14 protein-coding genes are annotated in these 17,202 nt (G+C 64.9%); 12 read left to right on the plus strand and 2 right to left on the minus strand.

Annotated features, from left to right (window positions below; genetic code table 11):
* Positions 1–19: 19 nt before the first annotated feature.
* Positions 20–2,554 (minus strand): DEAD/DEAH box helicase, encoded by a 2,535-nt coding sequence (locus tag GC088_RS07325; protein ID WP_323961756.1) that lies wholly within the window; start codon positions 2,552–2,554, stop codon positions 20–22.
* Between the two features lie 52 nt (positions 2,555–2,606).
* Between GC088_RS07325 and GC088_RS07330 the strand changes: the two genes are divergently transcribed.
* Positions 2,607–3,395: a trans-aconitate 2-methyltransferase gene (locus GC088_RS07330; protein ID WP_323961758.1), complete on the plus strand. Its 789-nt coding sequence runs from the start codon at positions 2,607–2,609 to the stop codon at positions 3,393–3,395.
* On the opposite strand, the gene GC088_RS07335 is transcribed toward GC088_RS07330, so the two are convergent.
* Positions 3,381–4,019 (minus strand): MBL fold metallo-hydrolase, encoded by a 639-nt coding sequence (locus tag GC088_RS07335; protein WP_323961759.1) that lies wholly within the window; start codon positions 4,017–4,019, stop codon positions 3,381–3,383. The two genes, GC088_RS07330 and GC088_RS07335, sit on opposite strands and share 15 nt — an antisense overlap.
* 62 nt (positions 4,020–4,081) lie before the next feature.
* Between GC088_RS07335 and GC088_RS07340 the strand changes: the two genes are divergently transcribed.
* From GC088_RS07340 to GC088_RS07390, 11 genes are all read left to right on the plus strand, one after another.
* Positions 4,082–4,459, plus strand: a complete 378-nt coding sequence (locus tag GC088_RS07340; RefSeq protein ID WP_323961763.1) for a GntR family transcriptional regulator — start codon at positions 4,082–4,084, stop codon at positions 4,457–4,459.
* A 71-nt stretch (positions 4,460–4,530) separates the two neighbouring features.
* Positions 4,531–7,437, plus strand: a complete 2,907-nt coding sequence (gene uvrA / locus GC088_RS07345) for an excinuclease ABC subunit UvrA (RefSeq protein ID WP_323961765.1) — start codon at positions 4,531–4,533, stop codon at positions 7,435–7,437.
* A 62-nt stretch (positions 7,438–7,499) separates the two neighbouring features.
* Positions 7,500–8,207 (plus strand): HAD hydrolase-like protein, encoded by a 708-nt coding sequence (locus tag GC088_RS07350; RefSeq protein ID WP_323961767.1) that lies wholly within the window; start codon positions 7,500–7,502, stop codon positions 8,205–8,207.
* Positions 8,194–8,859, plus strand: a complete 666-nt coding sequence (locus GC088_RS07355; protein WP_323961769.1) for a lysophospholipid acyltransferase family protein — start codon at positions 8,194–8,196, stop codon at positions 8,857–8,859. The genes GC088_RS07350 and GC088_RS07355 overlap by 14 nt, the downstream gene beginning before the upstream one ends.
* Before the next feature lie 77 nt (positions 8,860–8,936).
* Positions 8,937–10,946 carry an excinuclease ABC subunit UvrC gene (uvrC, locus tag GC088_RS07360; RefSeq protein WP_323961771.1) on the plus strand — a complete coding sequence of 670 codons (2,010 nt, stop codon included), beginning with the start codon at positions 8,937–8,939 and terminating at the stop codon, positions 10,944–10,946.
* Positions 10,947–11,024: 78 nt separating this feature from the next.
* Positions 11,025–11,924, plus strand: coding sequence for an RNase adapter RapZ (rapZ, locus tag GC088_RS07365; RefSeq protein WP_323961773.1), 900 nt, complete (start codon positions 11,025–11,027; stop codon positions 11,922–11,924).
* Positions 11,924–12,955, plus strand: a complete 1,032-nt coding sequence (locus tag GC088_RS07370; protein WP_323961775.1) for a gluconeogenesis factor YvcK family protein — start codon at positions 11,924–11,926, stop codon at positions 12,953–12,955. The genes rapZ and GC088_RS07370 overlap by 1 nt, the downstream gene beginning before the upstream one ends.
* 10 nt (positions 12,956–12,965) lie before the next feature.
* Complete coding sequence (gene whiA / locus GC088_RS07375; RefSeq protein ID WP_323961777.1) at positions 12,966–13,946, plus strand: DNA-binding protein WhiA; 981 nt, start codon at positions 12,966–12,968, stop codon at positions 13,944–13,946.
* A gap of 120 nt (positions 13,947–14,066) precedes the next feature.
* Complete coding sequence (locus tag GC088_RS07380) at positions 14,067–14,693, plus strand: superoxide dismutase (RefSeq protein WP_323961779.1); 627 nt, start codon at positions 14,067–14,069, stop codon at positions 14,691–14,693.
* A gap of 231 nt (positions 14,694–14,924) precedes the next feature.
* Entirely contained in the window at positions 14,925–15,932 is a 1,008-nt protein-coding gene (gene gap / locus GC088_RS07385; protein ID WP_323961781.1) for a type I glyceraldehyde-3-phosphate dehydrogenase, read from the plus strand.
* Between the two features lie 3 nt (positions 15,933–15,935).
* Positions 15,936–17,183 (plus strand): phosphoglycerate kinase, encoded by a 1,248-nt coding sequence (locus tag GC088_RS07390; RefSeq protein ID WP_323961782.1) that lies wholly within the window; start codon positions 15,936–15,938, stop codon positions 17,181–17,183.
* Positions 17,184–17,202 lie beyond the last annotated feature (19 nt).

Genomic DNA, 17,202 nt, shown 5'->3' on the forward strand with positions numbered 1-17,202 from the left:
CCTGCGTTTGGGCAGGGCCCTACGGCGCCCCTACGGAGACGATCCTGACGGCCGGAGCGCCGGCCTCGTCGGAAGCAGCCAGGTCGATGACGGCGTTGATGCCCCAATCCTGGTCTCCGGAAGGATCCTTCAGGATCTGCCGCACCTCCCACCGGTCCGGGAACTTCCGAATGATCAGCAGCGCTGGTCCCCGCGCGTCCGGGCCGTCGTCGATGTCGTCATGGGCATCGAAGTAGCCGTCCAGGGCGTCCGCCCAGCGTGCGGCGTCCCAGCCGGAGCCCTCATCGAGGCGGCCGAGTGCTTCCTCATTCTCGTCGGCGAAGAGTTGCACCCGTTGGAACATCTCGTTCCGCACCATCACCCGGAAGGCCCGCTCGTTGGAGGTTACGGAATCCGGTTCCGGCGGTAGGTCCACCTTCTCCGGGTCGCGGCTGTGGACGCCGGCGGCGAGTTGCTCCCACTCGTCGAGCAGGCTCGAATCGACCTGGCGGATCATCTCCCCGAGCCACTCGACGATGTCCGAAAGATCCTCACGCAGGGCATCCCTCGGGACGGTTTGCCGAAGGGCCTTGAAGCAGTCGGCCAGGTAGCGGAGCAGGATGCCCTCGGAGCGGGCGAGACTGTAGAACGAGATGTACTCACCGAAGTTCATGGCCCGCTCGTACATGTCCCGTACCACCGATTTGGGGCTGAGCTCGAAGTCTCCGAGCCACGGGGAGCCCGAACGGTAGGTGTCGAACGCCTGCGTCAGCAGCTCCGCGAGCGGCTGCGGATACGTGACCTCCTCGAGGCGCGCCATCCGCTGGTCGTAGTCGAGGCCGTCGGCCTTCATGGCCGCCACGGCCTCCCCACGTGCCTTCTTCTCCTGCGCGCTGAGCACCTGGCGCGGCTTCTCAAGCGTGGCCTCGATGACCGAGACGACGTCGAGCGCATAGGACGGGCTTTCCGGGTCCAGAAGCTCCAGGCTGGCTAGCGCGAAGGGGGAGAGCGGCTGGTTCAGCGCGAAGTTGGCCTGCAGGTGAACTTTCAGCCGCACGGTCCGGCCATCCTCGTCCGGCTCATCCAGCCGCTCCACGATCCCGGCGGTGACCAGTTCACGGTAGATGCTGATGGCCCGGCGGAGGTGGGCGAACTGCCGCGCGGGCGGCTCGTGGTTGCCGCGCAGGAGGTTCTGGACCGTGGCGAGGGGATCTCCGGGGCGCTCCAGGAGGTTGAGCAGCATGGAGTGGCTGACCGCGAAACTGGACGCCAGGGGCTCGGGAGTGCCCTCCACCAGTCGGTCGTACGTCGGCTTTCCCCAGGAGACGAAGCCCTGCGGCGGCTTCTTGCGCACGACCTGGCGCAGCTTCTTCTGGTCGTCTCCGAACTTCGCGACGGCCTTGGCCATCGCCCTGGTGTTCTCGACGACGTGGTCCGGCGCCTGCACGACGACGGTTCCCGCGGTGTCGTAACCCGCGCGGCCGGCGCGGCCGGCAATCTGGTGGAATTCGCGCACGTTGAGCAGGCGGGTCCGCACGCCGTCGTACTTGCTGAGGGCGGTGAGCAGGACGGTGCGGATCGGCACATTGATTCCGACGCCGAGGGTGTCGGTGCCGCAGATGACCTTCAGCAGGCCGGCCTGCGCAAGCTGTTCCACCAGCCGCCGGTACTTGGGCAGCATGCCGGCGTGGTGCACGCCGATCCCGTGCCGGACCAGACGGTTCAGTGTCTTCCCGAACCCGGCGGAGAACCTGAAGGAAGCGATGAGCGCGGCGATGCGGTCCTTCTCTTCGCGGGTGCACACGTTGATGCTCATGAGGTTCTGGGCGCGCTCGATCGCCTCGAGCTGGCTGAAGTGCACCACATAGACAGGGGCCTGGTGCGTGGACAGCAGCTCCTCAAGCGCTTCCTGGAGTGGATCCTCCGAGTAGTAGAAGTTGAGCGGGATGGGGCGGTCTGCGGAGGAGACCAGTACGGTGGGCCGCCCGGTGCGGGCGGTCAGGTCGGTTTCGAAGCGTTCGACGTCGCCGAGCGTCGCCGACATGAGCAGGAACTGGGCCTGCGGCAGCTCCAGGAGCGGAACCTGCCAGGCCCAGCCGCGCTGCGGGTCAGCGTAGAAGTGGAATTCATCCATGATGACGGTGCCGACGTCGGCCCCGTTTCCCTCACGCAGCGCAATGTTGGCCAGGATTTCGGCGGTGCAGCAGATAATCGGGGCGTCCTGGTTGACTGCCGAATCGCCGGTAACCATGCCCACGTTCTCAGCCCCGAAAATGGCGCACAACGCGAAGAACTTCTCGGACACCAGCGCTTTGATGGGGGCCGTGTAGTAGCTGCGTCGGCCCTCGGCCACCGCGTGGAAGTGAGCCGCCACGGCCACCAGCGATTTCCCCGAGCCGGTAGGGGTAGCCAGGATGACATTGCTGCCGGATACCAGTTCAAGGACGGCCTCGTCCTGCGCGGGATACAGGCTGATGCCGTTGCTCTCCGACCAGGCGATGAATGCGGTGTAGACGGCGTCGGCGTCGGGCGCGCCTGGCCGTTCGGTCTGGGGGAGGTGGTCCTGGATGCTCATGTCCTCCCACCCTATCCGCTCAGCGTCAGTGCAGGCCGGTAGGGTGGGCAGCATGCGCTGGGACCCCGCACAATACGAGCTATTCGCCGATCACCGGTCGCGCCCCTTCTTTGACCTGGTGGGGAGAATCGGTCATCACGCACCACGCAGGGTGGTGGACCTCGGCTGCGGTTCGGGAGAGCTCACTGCTGTCCTCGCGCAGCGGTGGCCGGATGCCGAGGTCCTCGGCATCGACTCCTCGCCCGAAATGGTCAATGCGGCCCGGAGGCGGCCGCACCAGCCGCCCAACCTTGCTTTCGCCGTGGGCGATGTCCGCGACTTCCGCCCGGCGGCTGGCACCGACGTCGTTGTTTCCAACGCTGTACTGCAGTGGGTGCAGGGGCACCAGGAGCTGTTGGTGCAGTGGGCGTCGCTGCTCGAAGAGGGAGCCTGGCTTGCCGTACAGGTGCCCGGCAACTTTTCGGCCCCCTCGCACACCCTGATGCGCGGGCTTGCTGACTCGGAGAGGTGGCGGGGCCGGCTTGGCGGAGTGCTGCGCCATGACGACGCCGTCGGGAGCCCGGACGAATACCTGCGGCTCCTGCGCGGGGCCGGGCTGGAAACCGATGCGTGGGAAACCACCTACCTGCATCTGCTGCACGGAGCGGATCCAGTCCTGGAATGGGTGCGCGGGACCGGCCTGCGGCCCGTGCTTGCCGCCTTGCCCGAGCAGGACGCGGCGGAGTTTGAGCAGGCTTATGCGCGCGACCTGCGGTTGGCTTATCCAGCAGAGGCCGACGGCGCCACGCACTTTCCCTTCCGCCGCATCTTTGCGGTCGGAGTCAAGTCACCAACCCCGTGAACGCCACTCGCTGAGGAAGGGACGCTCCGCGCCGAGCGTTGTCGGCTTGCCGTGTCCGGGGTGCACGACGGTGTCATCGTCGAACCGGTCGAACAGGCGCTCCACCACGTCCCGGTACAGCGAGTCGAAGCGCTGGGGGTCCTTCCCCGTGTTTCCCACTCCACCCGGGAACAGGGAATCCCCGGTGAAAAGGTGAGCCGGACCGTGCGGGTCCCGGTAGGCAAGGGCTACCGACCCGGGCGTATGCCCGCGCAGGGCTATGGCCTCCAGGGAGAATCCGTCGAATTCACCGACGTCTCCGTGGTCCAGGGGAACATCCGTCGGTACGGCGATCTCGGGGATATCGTCTCTGCCGGCCGCTGTGCGCGCTCCCGTCTTCCGCACGACTTCGGCGAGCGCGCGCACATGGTCCCAGTGCGCGTGCGTGGTGATAATGAGGGCCAGTTTCGCCTCGGACGCCGCGTCCTGGGCACCGTCCTCGAGAAGCCGAAGGATCGCCGCCGCGTCATCGGCAGCGTCAATGAGCACCTGGGCTCCACTGGACTTTGCAGTGAGCAGATAGACGTTGTTGTCCATCTCGCTGACCGAGATGCTGCGGATGGTCAGGTCCTTCAGATCGTGCATGGTGGCCACTCTAGCTGCGTGGCAGAATGTGAGCACCCCACCAACGTCCAGGAGCGCGCACCGTGAATTCTGAAGTGACGGCGTGGCTGCGCATCGATCCGAACAGTTCAGTACCGCCCTATGAGCAGTTGCGCGTGCAGATCCTTGACGCCGCAAATGACGGGTCGCTGCCGGTCGGTACCCGGCTTCCGCCAGTCCGCACCCTTGCCGGCCATCTGGGCGTTGCCGTCAATACCGTCGCCCGTGCCTACCGGGAACTCGAACAGGCACACATCGTTGTGACCCGTTCACGCGCCGGAACGGTGGTCGCCGCAGCAGGCGATGAGGCACGGCGCAAGGCTGCGGAAGGCGCAGCCGAATACGCCCGGCTCATTAAAGCTAACGGGCTGACCGAGGACGAGGCAGTCTCCTATCTGCGCGCCGCTCTGCGCCGTCGGTGAACATCACCGCCGACACGCCGGGATTTGGGGCATTCGAATATGTCTTCGAACATCGCTTCCACTAAAGTGAAATGGTGTCTATAGCAACTTCCGTGGATTCCGCAGTTTCCCATCCCGACAAGCTGCCTCACGACCTGTCCCGTCTGATCGTCAAGGGCGCACGCGAGCACAACCTGCGCAACGTGGACCTGGACCTGCCCCGGGACGCCATGATCGTCTTCACCGGACTCTCCGGGTCCGGCAAGTCGTCCCTGGCGTTCGACACCATTTTCGCGGAGGGCCAGCGGCGTTACGTGGAGTCGCTGTCGGCGTATGCCCGCCAGTTCCTCGGTCAGGTGGACAAGCCGGATGTCGACTTCATCGAGGGTTTGTCTCCGGCGGTGTCGATCGACCAGAAGTCGACCAGCAAGAATCCGCGCTCCACGGTCGGCACAATCACGGAGATCTACGACTACATGCGCCTGCTGTGGGCGCGCGTAGGCCGCCCTCACTGTCCGGTGTGTGGTGAAGCAGTCACCAAGCAGACTCCGCAGCAGATCGTCGACCAGTTGATGGAACTGGACGCGGGAACGCGCTTCCAGGTGCTCGCCCCAGTGGTGCGCGGGCGCAAGGGTGAGTTTGCGGATCTGTTCCAGGATCTTGCGGCGAAGGGATACTCCCGCGCCCGCGTTGACGGCGACCTGATCCAGCTCACCGATCCGCCCAAGCTGGGCAAGCAGTTCAAGCACACCATTGAGGTCGTGGTGGATCGCCTCGTCGTCAAGGAAGGCGTTCGCCAGCGGCTCACGGATTCGATCGAAACCGCGCTCAAGCTCGCGGAGGGTCGCGTCCTCGCGGACTTTGTGGACCTCGAGTCCGATGACCCGCACCGCATCCGTGCTTTCTCCGAGAACCTCGCGTGCCCCAACGAGCACCCGCTGGCGATCGATGAAATCGAACCGCGATCCTTCTCGTTCAATAATCCGTTCGGTGCCTGTCCGGCCTGTACCGGCATCGGCACCAAGCTGGAGGTGGACGAGGAACTGGTGGTGCCCAACCCGGATCTCTCACTTCGTGAAGGCGCAATTGCTCCGTGGGCGCTGGGCGCAGCCACCCTCGAATACTGGACCCGGCTGCTCGAGGGGCTTTCGAAGGAACTTGATTTTTCCATCGATACGCCGTGGAACAAACTTCCTGCCCATGCCCGGGACGCCGCTCTGTACGGCAAGGACCACAAGGTCGTTGTGCAGTACCGCAACCGGTTCGGCCGGGAGCGCAAGTACAGCACTGGATTCGAGGGCGCGGTCCAGTACATCCACCGGAAGCACCTTGAGACGGAGTCCGACTACGCGCGTGACCGGTACGAGGAATACATGCGGCAGGTGCCCTGCCCGGAGTGCGGCGGTGCGCGCCTGAATCCTGCGTCCCTGTCCGTTTTGATCAACGGGCGCTCCATTGCCGAAGTGTCGGCCATGCCGATGAGGGAGTGCGCTGAGTTTCTCGACAACCTCGTGCTCACGGGGCGGGAGGCGCAGATCGCTGCGCAGGTTCTCAAGGAAATCCAGGCGCGGCTTCGCTTCCTTCTCGATGTAGGGCTCGAATACCTGAACCTGGAGCGTGCCGCGGGAACGTTGTCCGGAGGCGAGGCCCAGCGCATCCGCCTGGCCACGCAGATCGGTTCGGGCCTGGTCGGCGTGCTCTACGTCCTCGATGAGCCGTCGATCGGACTGCACCAGCGGGACAACCGCCGGCTCATCGAAACGCTGACCCGTCTGCGCAACCTGGGCAACACGCTGATCGTTGTCGAACACGACGAGGACACCATCAATGAGGCCGACTGGATCGTCGACATCGGACCCGGCGCCGGCGAGCACGGCGGGCAGGTGGTGCACTCCGGCTCACTCGAGGACCTGCTGCAGAACGAGCAGTCGGTCACCGGTGACTACCTCGCCGGCAGGCGCAGGATTGACCCGCCTGAGACGCGCCGTAAGATTGACCGTTCCCGTCAGCTGAAGGTTGTGGGCGCCCGCGAGCACAATCTGAAGGGCGTCGATGCTACCTTCCCGCTCGGAGTCCTCACAGCGGTGACCGGCGTGAGCGGTTCGGGCAAGTCCACGCTGGTTAATGAGATTTTGTACAAGGTACTGGCCAACAAGCTCAATGGTGCCAAGCAGGTTGCGGGCCGGCACCGCCGCATTGACGGACTCGAGCACCTGGACAAGGTCATCCATGTGGATCAGGGGCCGATCGGGCGCACACCGCGTTCAAATCCCGCGACCTACACCGGCGTATTCGACAACATCCGGAAGCTCTTCGCAGAAACAACAGAGGCCAAGGTTCGCGGCTACCTGCCCGGTAGGTTCTCCTTCAACGTGAAGGGCGGCCGCTGCGAGGCATGCTCCGGGGACGGCACCCTCAAGATCGAGATGAACTTCCTACCAGACGTCTATGTCCCGTGCGAGGTGTGCCACGGCGCGCGCTACAACAGGGAGACGCTCGAGGTCCATTACAAGGGGAAGACCATCGCGGATGTGCTGGACATGCCGATCGAGGAAGCAGCAGAGTTCTTTGCGGCATTCACGCCGATCGCCCGCCACCTGAACACCCTGGTGGATGTCGGGTTGGGCTATGTACGCCTGGGGCAGCCGGCTACCACACTGTCAGGCGGTGAGGCGCAGCGGGTGAAGTTGGCCAGTGAGCTTCAGAAGCGGTCAAACGGCCGAAGCATCTATGTGCTGGACGAGCCCACCACAGGACTGCACTTCGAAGACATCCGCAAGCTTTTGCAGGTGCTGCAGGGGTTGGTGGACAAGGGCAATACCGTGATCACCATCGAGCACAACCTCGACGTCATCAAGAGTGCAGACTGGGTGATAGACCTGGGTCCGGACGGGGGATCGGGTGGCGGCGAGATTATCGCAACCGGCACCCCTGAGCAGATCGCCGCAACCGAAGGCAGCCATACCGGGCGCTTCCTCGCGGAGATCCTGGGGAGCTAGCGCATATTCCTTGACGGGAATAGAGTTTCCGGTCGCTCCCGCGACTGTGGGAAACTTGCTCGGTGAAGAATACGCGCCTGCTCATACTGTTCGACCTGGACGGAACGCTGGTCGACCCGGAAGGCGCAATCACCGGAGGCATTGCTTCGGCGCTACAGGAACTCAGGCTGCCCGTTCCGAGCTCCGGAAATCTGCAACGCATGGTGGGTCCCGCCCTGGTGCGCTCACTTGTGGATATTGCGCGCGTGCCGCTGGAGCGGGTGGACGAGGTCGTGGACATCTACCGCGCCGGCTACAGGCAACACGGCATGGCGAACAGTACCGCTTATCCGGGAATTGTCGACGCCGTTCAAAGGCTCAAAGCGGACGGCCACATCGTTGCCGTCGCCACCCAGAAGCCTGAGTGGCTCGCCCGTGAGCTTCTCGACGTGCAGCAGATGGCCCCACTGTTCGCCTCGGTTCACGGCGCACCACGGGATGAGCGGGCGGCGGCCCTGCTGGATGGGAAGCGAACGATCATCGCGGCCGCCCTTGCAGAGCACGCGGGCACCTACGACGCCGCCGTTATGGTGGGGGACCGATCCCACGACGTGCACGGAGCCGCGGCCAACGGACTGGACTGCATCGCGGTCTCCTGGGGTTTCGGCAGCGAAGAGGAATTCTCCACCGCCGGGCCCTCCGCCGTCGTACATTCTGCCGAGGAACTGGTGGAGAGGGTGCTCGAGTACGCGCAGCACCGCGCGGGAGAGGTTGCCCATGGGCGTCTATGACCTGACCCGAAGCAGCACGCGCGGTCTGATTGCAACGCTGTGCCGGCCCACTGTCGTCGGGCTGGAGAATGTTCCCGAGACAGGGGGGTTCATCGTCGCCCCCAACCATCTCTCCTTCCTGGACAGCGTGCTTGTGCAGGCGCTCATGCCGCGCCGGGTGGCTTTCTTCGCCAAAGCCGAGTACTTCACGGGATCAGGTGTGAGGGGCAGTCTCATGCGCTCGTTCTTCGAGGGAGTCGGCTCCATTCCGGTTCAGCGGGGCCAACAGGCGGCCAGTGTGCAGGCGCTCAAGACCCTGCTCGCCATGCTGGAGGCCGGAGAAGGCGTCGGAATCTATCCGGAGGGGACACGTTCCCGCGACGGACTGCTGTATCGCGGTCGAACCGGCGTCGGCTGGCTCGCGCTCACCACCGGGGCTCCGGTAGTTCCCGTCGGGCTGCTCGGGACAGAACGCCTCCAGCCGGCCGGCAGCCGATGGATCAGACCGCAGCACTTCACCATGAAAATCGGCGAGCCGCTCTACTTCGACCGCACCGGACCGGACCACTCGCTGCCAGCCCGGAGGCAGGTGACTGACACCATCATGGACGCCATAGCTTCCCTGACCGGACAGAAACGGGCAGCCGGTTATAACAAGGGCCCCACGGAATAGCCCGAGGGCGGGCCCCTTGCCGTCGGGCGAATCCATGCGGGCGAGTGGGCCTGGCGAGCCGCCGGTAGGATATATAGGTGGCAGATCCAGCAACATACCGCCCGAAGACAGGGGAGATCCCCCAGGAACCAGGGGTCTACCGCTTCCGGGACCAGCACCGGCGCGTCATCTACGTCGGCAAGGCGAAGAATCTTAGGTCCCGCCTGAATTCCTACTTCGCGAATCCACGCGGACTGATGCCGCGCACCCGTGCCATGGTGCACACCGCCGCGAGCGTGGAGTGGACCGTCGTCGGAAGCGAACTCGAGGCGCTCCAGCTCGAGTACACCTGGATCAAGGAGTTCAATCCACGGTTCAACGTGATGTTCCGGGATGACAAGTCTTATCCCTACCTCGCCGTGACCCTTGGCGAGAAGTATCCGCGGGTCCAGGTCATGCGCGGCGACCGGCGCAAGGACACCCGGTACTTCGGGCCCTTCTATCCAGCGAAGGCCATCCGCGAAACGGTGGATACGCTGCTGCGCGTGTTTCCGGTGCGAACCTGCAGCTCGGGCGTGTTCAAGCGCGCTGAGCGTTCGGGTCGGCCCTGCCTGCTGGGGTACATCGACAAATGCTCCGCGCCGTGCGTGGGCCGGATCACGCCCGAGGGCCACCGGGAGTTGGCGGTCCAGTTCTGCGACTTCATGTCCGGTCAGGCGGACCGCTTCATCCGTGAGCTGGAGCAGAAGATGTCCGCAGCCGTGGCGGAGCTTGACTATGAGTCGGCGGCCCGAATCCGCGACGACATCGCCGCGCTCCGGCGGGTGTTCGAGCGGAACGCGGTGGTCCTGAGCGAGGACACCGATGCTGATGTGTTCGCTCTGGCAGAGGATGAGCTCGAAGCGGCGGCCCAAGTGTTCCATGTGCGCGGAGGCAGGATTCGTGGCCAGCGTGGCTGGGTCGTGGAGAAGGTTGAGGACATGAGCACCGCCGACCTGGTGGAGCACCTGCTCCAGCAGGTCTACGGCGAGGGAAGCAGCAGCAACAACCGGATACCCCGTGAAGTACTGGTCCCTACTATTCCGAGCAACGAGGAACAGATGCGGGAGTGGCTGCGCGGCTTGCGCGGGGCTAAGGTCGATATCCGGGTGCCGCAGCGCGGTGACAAGGCGGCCCTGCTGGGCACCGTCGCCCAGAACGCCGCCGACTCGTTGAGGCTGCACAAGAGTCGCAGGGCCGGAGACATCACCACGCGGTCGGCCGCGCTTCAGGAACTGCAGGAGGCGCTCGACCTGCCGGTTCCGCTGATGCGGATTGAATGCTTCGACATCTCCCATGTGCAGGGCACCAACGTCGTGGCTTCGATGGTGGTGGTGGAGGACGGCTTGCCGCGGAAGTCCGACTACCGCAGGTTCTCAATCACGGGTGAGGCCGCGCGCGACGACACCGCCTCGATGTACGACGTGATCTCCCGCCGGTTCCGCAACTACCTCGCGGAGCAGAATCCCCTGGATTCCCTGCCCGGCGACGACGGCGAACCGTCACCGGATGCCGGTACCTCACCTGCACCTGCGCAGGAGAAGAAACCGCGCGCCAAGTTCGCCTACCCGCCGAACCTTGTCGTGGTCGACGGCGGCCAGCCCCAGGTGCGTGCGGCCGCCCGGGCGCTCAGTGACCTCGGCATCGACGACGTGTTCGTCATCGGGCTGGCCAAACGGCTTGAGGAGGTCTGGCTGCCGGAGGGCGACTTCCCCGTCATCCTGCCCCGTGCCTCCGAGGGGCTGTTCCTGCTTCAGCGGATCCGGGACGAAGCGCACCGGTTTGCGCTTGCCTACCACCGGCAAAAGCGTGGCAAGTCCATGACCGTTTCGGTGCTTGACGACGTGCCCGGCCTCGGTCCAGCGAAGCGGCGGTCCCTGCTCAAACACTTCGGATCGGTGCGTAAGCTGCGTGCGGCTAGCGTCGAGCAGCTTCAGGAAGTGCAGGGCGTGGGTCCGGCACTCGCAGCCACAATCCGCCGCCAACTGGCGGAGGGGCAGGGGAATGAGGCCGAACGTGCGGCTGCTCCGGCGGTCAACATGGCAACCGGCGAAATACTCGATTCTTAGTTAGGGTAGAGCGTGGATGCACGGCCGGGGGCGGTGCAGACCTTGCTCGCGCGCAACGGTGGGATGGAAACGAATCACATGAACGAGACTGACGGTCTGACGCCGGTCAAACCTGCCGAATCTGAACTGCTCGTGGTGACCGGGATGTCGGGCGCCGGCCGCAGTACAGCTGCCAACGCCCTTGAGGACCACGGTTGGTACGTGGTCGAGAATCTGCCCCCGCAGATGCTGAGCACCCTGACGGAGATCGTGTCCCGCACGCCGGAGTCGATCCCCAAACTCGCCGTCGTCGTCGACGTCCGCAGCAAGGAGCTCTTCCGCGATATCCAGGGATCCCTTGATGCGTTGAGGGCAGCCGGAATCAACTACCGGGTGCTGTTCCTCGACGCCGCCGACGACACGCTGGTACGGCGCTTCGAGCAGGGACGGCGTCCCCACCCGCTTCAGGCTGACGGCCGCATCCTCGACGGTATCGCCGCGGAACGCGAGGTCCTCAAGGAGCTCAAGCACGCCTCCGACCTGGTGGTCGACACCACCCAGCTCAACGTGCACGCTCTGGCCACCACCATCACCGAACTGTTCTCCGAGTCCGGTCCGATCGTCCTGCGGCTCAATGTGATGAGCTTCGGGTTCAAGTACGGGCTCCCTGTGGATGCGAACTTCGTGGCCGACGTGCGCTTCATCCCCAATCCCCACTGGGTTCCGGTGCTTCGTCCGCAGACCGGCCTGGACGAACCCGTGCGGGACTACGTGCTGCAGGCAAACGGCGCCGGTGAATTCGTGGACCGATTCGTTCTGGCCCTCGAACCGGTGCTTGAGGGCTACCGGCGCGAGAACAAGCACTACGCGACCATCGCCGTCGGATGCACCGGCGGCAAGCACCGCTCGGTCGCGGTTACCGAGGAAATCGCCCAGCGGCTCGCCCAACTGCCGCGACTGCAGGTCACCGCCCATCACAGAGACCTCGGGCGGGAATAGTGGCCGTACTCACGGGATCGCTGCCCCTGATTCCCGCGAGCTCCGCCGCGCGAAGCAAGTTTGGAACCCAGGACAATGCTCCCTCCGTGGTCGCCCTGGGAGGCGGGCATGGCCTTTCAGCCTCACTCTCTGCCCTGCGGCTGCTGACCTCGGAGCTCACCGCTGTTGTGACCGTAGCCGACGACGGCGGTTCTTCCGGCCGCCTGCGGCATGAGCTGGGCGTACTTCCGCCCGGAGACCTGCGGATGGCGCTGGCTGCCCTATGCGATGACACCGACTGGGGCAGGACCTGGCGCGATGTCATGCAGCACCGCTTCACCTCACGCGAGGGTGTCGAGGGATCCCTTGACAACCATGCTCTCGGCAACCTCCTGATCGTGACCCTGTGGGAACTGCTTGGCGACCCCGTGGCAGGCCTTCAGTGGGCAGGAGCCCTGCTCGGCGCGCGGGGCCGGGTGCTGCCCATGGCGAGCGTTCCACTCACGATCGAGGGGGACGTACTCACCGAGGTGGACGGCAGCCTGCGCCTGCGCAGGGTATCGGGCCAGGCGCAGCTGGCGGTGGTCGGCAGCTCGGGAAACGTTAGCTCCGTGCGGCTGCTACCCGAGGATGCCCCCGCCTGCGTTGACGCGCTCAACGCGATCGAGCTTGCAGACTGGGTCATTCTCGGTCCCGGGTCCTGGTACACCTCCGTCCTGCCGCACCTGTTGCTGCCGGAGCTTCGCAACGCCCTGTGCAACACCACCGCCCGGCGCTGCCTGACCATGAACCTGAGCAATGACACCAAGGAAACGCAGGGCATGAGCGCGGTGGACCACCTGTCCGTCATCCGCCGCTACGCACCGGACTTCCGGGTTGATGCCGTCATCGCGGATCCCTCCGTCGTCGCGGATGAAGGCGAGTTCCAGGCAGCTGTAGGCGAGATGGGCGGCAGGGCGATCTTCGGTAAAGTAGGCTCTTCAACCGGCGGAGCTGTGCACGACGCGCTGCGCCTGGCAACGGCCTACCACGACATGTTCGGAGAATTCTAGGAGGGTGTCTGTGGCGCTGACCGCGGATGTTAAAGAGGAACTCTCACACCTCGACGTCAAGAAATCGTCGGTTCGCAAGGCTGAGGTTTCCGCACTTCTGCGGTTCGCCGGAGGGCTGCACATCATTTCGGGACGGATCGTGATCGAGGCGGAAGTGGATCTTGCCTCAACAGCACGGCGCCTCCGCAGCGCCATCGCCGATGTTTACGGGCACAACAGCGAGATCATCGTAGTGTCAGGCAACGGCCTCCGGCGGGGCAACCGCTACGTGGTGCGCGTAGTCCGCGATGGAGAGTCGCTCGCACGGCAGACCGGACTCCTGGACAATCGGGGGAGGCCAGTGCGAGGGTTGCCCTCCGTCGTCGTCAACGGGTCCGCAGCCGACGCCGAGGCCGTCTGGCGCGGCGCATTCCTCGCCCACGGCTCCCTGACTGAACCGGGCCGGTCCTCCGCCCTGGAGGTGACCTGCCCGGGTCCGGAGTCCGCGCTTGCGCTGGTGGGCGCGGCCCGCCGGCTGGGGATCACCGCCAAGGCCAGGGAAGTGCGCGGAGTCGACCGCGTCGTCATTCGTGACGGCGACACGATCGCGGCCCTCCTGACCCGCATGGGCGCGCATGATGCACTGATGGTCTGGGAAGAGCGGCGGATGCGCAAGGAGGTCCGCGCCACCGCCAACAGGCTGGCCAACTTCGACGATGCCAACCTCCGGCGCTCGGCGCAGGCTGCTGTGGCCGCCGGTGCGCGGGTTGAGCGGGCGCTGGAGATTCTGGGCGATGAGGTGCCCGACCACCTGAAGTACGCGGGGGAGCTCCGTGTCGCCCACAAGCAGGCCAGCCTCGACGAACTGGGCCGCATCGCCGACCCGCCGATGACCAAGGACGCCATAGCGGGGCGCATCCGGCGTCTGCTGGCGATGGCGGACAAACGGGCGGTGGAACTGGGAATCCCCGGAACCGAGGACAGCGTTACGGCCGACATGCTTGATGACTGATTCCGTGCATAGGATGGAAGCTCATGGCCTGCTGCCCTTTCAGGGTGGCGGGGCCGCGCTTGGAAAACCGGAACAGCCGGGCGTCCGCCCGGAACCGAAACACAGGATCTGGAGGATTTCGTGAGCGAATACGTACTGCCTGACCTCAATTACGACTACGCAGCGCTTGAGCCGCACATTTCGGCCCGAATCATGGAGCTGCACCACAGCAAGCACCACGCGACCTACGTCAAGGGCGCCAACGATGCCCTGGCGCAGCTCGCCGAAGCTCGTGAGAAGGGGGACTTCACCAACATCCCCAAGCTGTCCAAGGACCTTGCCTTCCACACCGGCGGCCACGTCAACCACTCGGTCTTCTGGAACAACCTCTCTCCGGAAGGCGGTGACAAGCCCGAGGGTGAGCTCGCTGCAGCGATCGACGACGCTTTCGGCTCCTTTGACGCCTTCCGCAACCACTTCAGCGCCGCAGCGATCAGCCTCCAGGGTTCGGGCTGGGCATTCCTGGCCTGGGAGCCGGTCGGCGGAAACCTGGTCATCGAGCAGCTTTACGACCAGCAGGGCAACGTCGCGGTCGGAACCACGCCGCTGCTCATGCTCGACATGTGGGAGCACGCCTTCTACCTGGACTACGTGAACGTGAAGGCAGACTACGTCAAGGCGTTCTGGAATATCGTCAACTGGGCTGATGTCTCCCGCCGTTTCGAGGCCGCCCGCACCCACGCTTCGGGGCTCATCACCCTGTCGTAACCCACTGCATTCGGCGTAACCTTTCCCGCCGCACGGCGGGAAAGGCTCGTCGGTGCATAAGATAGTCAATGTTGTATTCGTCACAGTCGTTCCACACCTCTCCGGACGCGGCAGTTGGCAGCAAACTTCAGTAGACGCGCACAGTGCGGTGCAGGAATTGTCAGACGCCGGACGGTACGCCTTGGAGGGCAACCGCCGTCGGCATCAACCCCTATCAAGGAGATAGAAACAGTGACTACCCGTATTGGAATCAACGGTTTCGGCCGCATTGGGCGCAACTACTTCCGGGCGGCTCTGGAACAGGGCGCTGACCTTGAAATCGTCGCGGTCAATGACCTCACCAGCCCCGAAACACTGGCGCACCTCTTGAAGTACGACTCCGTCACCGGCCGGCTAGGAGCCAGCATCGAAGTGGCTGACGGAGCCCTGGTCGTCAACGGCAAGACCATCAAGGTCCTGGCAGAGCGCGATCCCGCAAATCTTCCGTGGGCTGATCTCGGCGTCGATATCGTCGTCGAATCCACCGGCTTCTTCACCAAGGCCTCCGAGGCCCGGAAGCACATCGACGCCGGCGCCAAGAAGGTGCTGATTTCCGCTCCTGCCACGGATGAGGACATCACCGTGGTCCTCGGAGTCAACGAGGACAAGTACGACCCCGAAAACCACCACATCATCTCCAACGCATCGTGCACCACGAACTGCCTCGGCCCGCTGGCCAAGGTGCTCAATGACAACTTCGGCATCGAGCGCGGCCTGATGACCACCGTGCACGCCTACACCGCAGACCAGAACCTGCAGGACGGCCCCCACCGCGACCTTCGCCGGGCGCGCGCGGCAGCGATCAACATGGTTCCCACGTCCACCGGTGCCGCCAAGGCGATCGGGCTGGTGCTTCCGGAACTGAAGGGCAAGCTCGACGGCTACGCGATCCGCGTTCCAGTTCCCACCGGATCTGCCACCGACCTGACCGTCACCGTCAACCGCGAGGTAACGGCCGAGGAAGTCAACGCTGCCTACAAGGCGGCTGCTGAGGGTCAGCTGAAGGGTTACCTCACCTACACCGAAGAGCCGATCGTGTCTTCGGACATCGTCACCGATCCTGCCTCGTCGATCTTCGACTCGGGATTGACCAAGGTGATCGGCAACCAGGTCAAGGTTGTTGCCTGGTACGACAACGAGTGGGGCTACTCGAACCGCCTCGTTGACCTGACCGAACTCGTCGCGTCGAAGCTTGCCTGAACCGTGGCTTACTCATCGCTTGAAGACCTGCTGAATGAAGGCGTTCGTGGGCGGCGCGTTCTGGTCCGGTCGGACCTCAACGTGCCGCTCGACGGCGAGCTTCCCAATCTCCGCGTCACCGACGACGGTCGCATCCGTGCTTCCCTGCCGGTACTGCGCAAGCTCACTGAAGCAGGTGCCGCCGTCGTCGTCATGGCCCACCTTGGCCGTCCGAAGGGCGCGCCCGAAGAGAAGTATTCACTGAAGCCCGCTGTTGACCGCCTCGCGGAGCTGGCGGACTTCGACGTCGCTTTTGCCGACGACGTGACGGGCGAGAGCGCCCGGAGCCTGTCGTCCGAACTTCAACCCGGCAGCGTCCTGGTTCTCCAGAACGTCCGCTTCGATCCGCGCGAGACCAGCAAGGACGACGCCGAGCGCGGCGCCTTCGCTGACGAGCTCGTCAAGCTCACCGGCGACAACGGCGCGTACGTGGACGATGCCTTCGGCGCCGTCCACCGCAAGCACGCGAGCGTGTACGACGTCGCTTCCCGCCTGCCCGCCTACCAGGGCGACCTCGTGAAGGCCGAAGTGGATGTGCTGCAGCGCCTGACAACCAACCCGGAGCGGCCTTTCGTCGTCGTACTGGGCGGTTCAAAGGTGTCCGACAAGTTGGCAGTGATCGAGAATCTGATCGGCACCGCCGACCGGCTGCTCGTGGGCGGGGGCATGGTCTTCACGTTCCTGGCGGCCCAGGGCCACTCCGTTGGATCAAGCCTGCTTGAGGAAGATCAGTTGGAAACTGTTCGGGGCTACCTTTCCCGCGCGGCTGAATCCGGCACAGAGTTCGTTCTGCCGACGGACATCGTGGTGGCGGAGAAGTTCGCAGCGGACGCGGGGCACGAGGTACTAGCAGCTGACGCGATGGAGTCAGGTGCCTTCGGCTCCTCCGGCCTGGGCCTGGACATTGGACCGGAATCGGGAGCGGCCTTCGCCGAGCAGATTTCCCAGGCGCGCACGGTCTTCTGGAACGGCCCCATGGGCGTCTTCGAGTTCGACGCTTTCGCGGACGGAACCAGGGCAGTGGCACAGGCTCTTGCAGACGCAACGGCTGCCGGGGCCCTGACGGTCGTGGGCGGCGGCGACTCCGCTGCGGCGGTCCGTGGCCTGGGCTTTGACGAGTCCAGCTTCGGCCATATTTCCACCGGCGGCGGCGCGAGCCTCGAATACCTGGAGGGCAAGGAGCTCCCCGGGTTGACCGCGCTTGACCGCTGACCGCCCACCCACCATCGAA

This window comes from Arthrobacter sp. JZ12 (assembly GCF_035189165.1).
GTDB lineage: Bacteria > Actinomycetota > Actinomycetes > Actinomycetales > Micrococcaceae > Arthrobacter_D.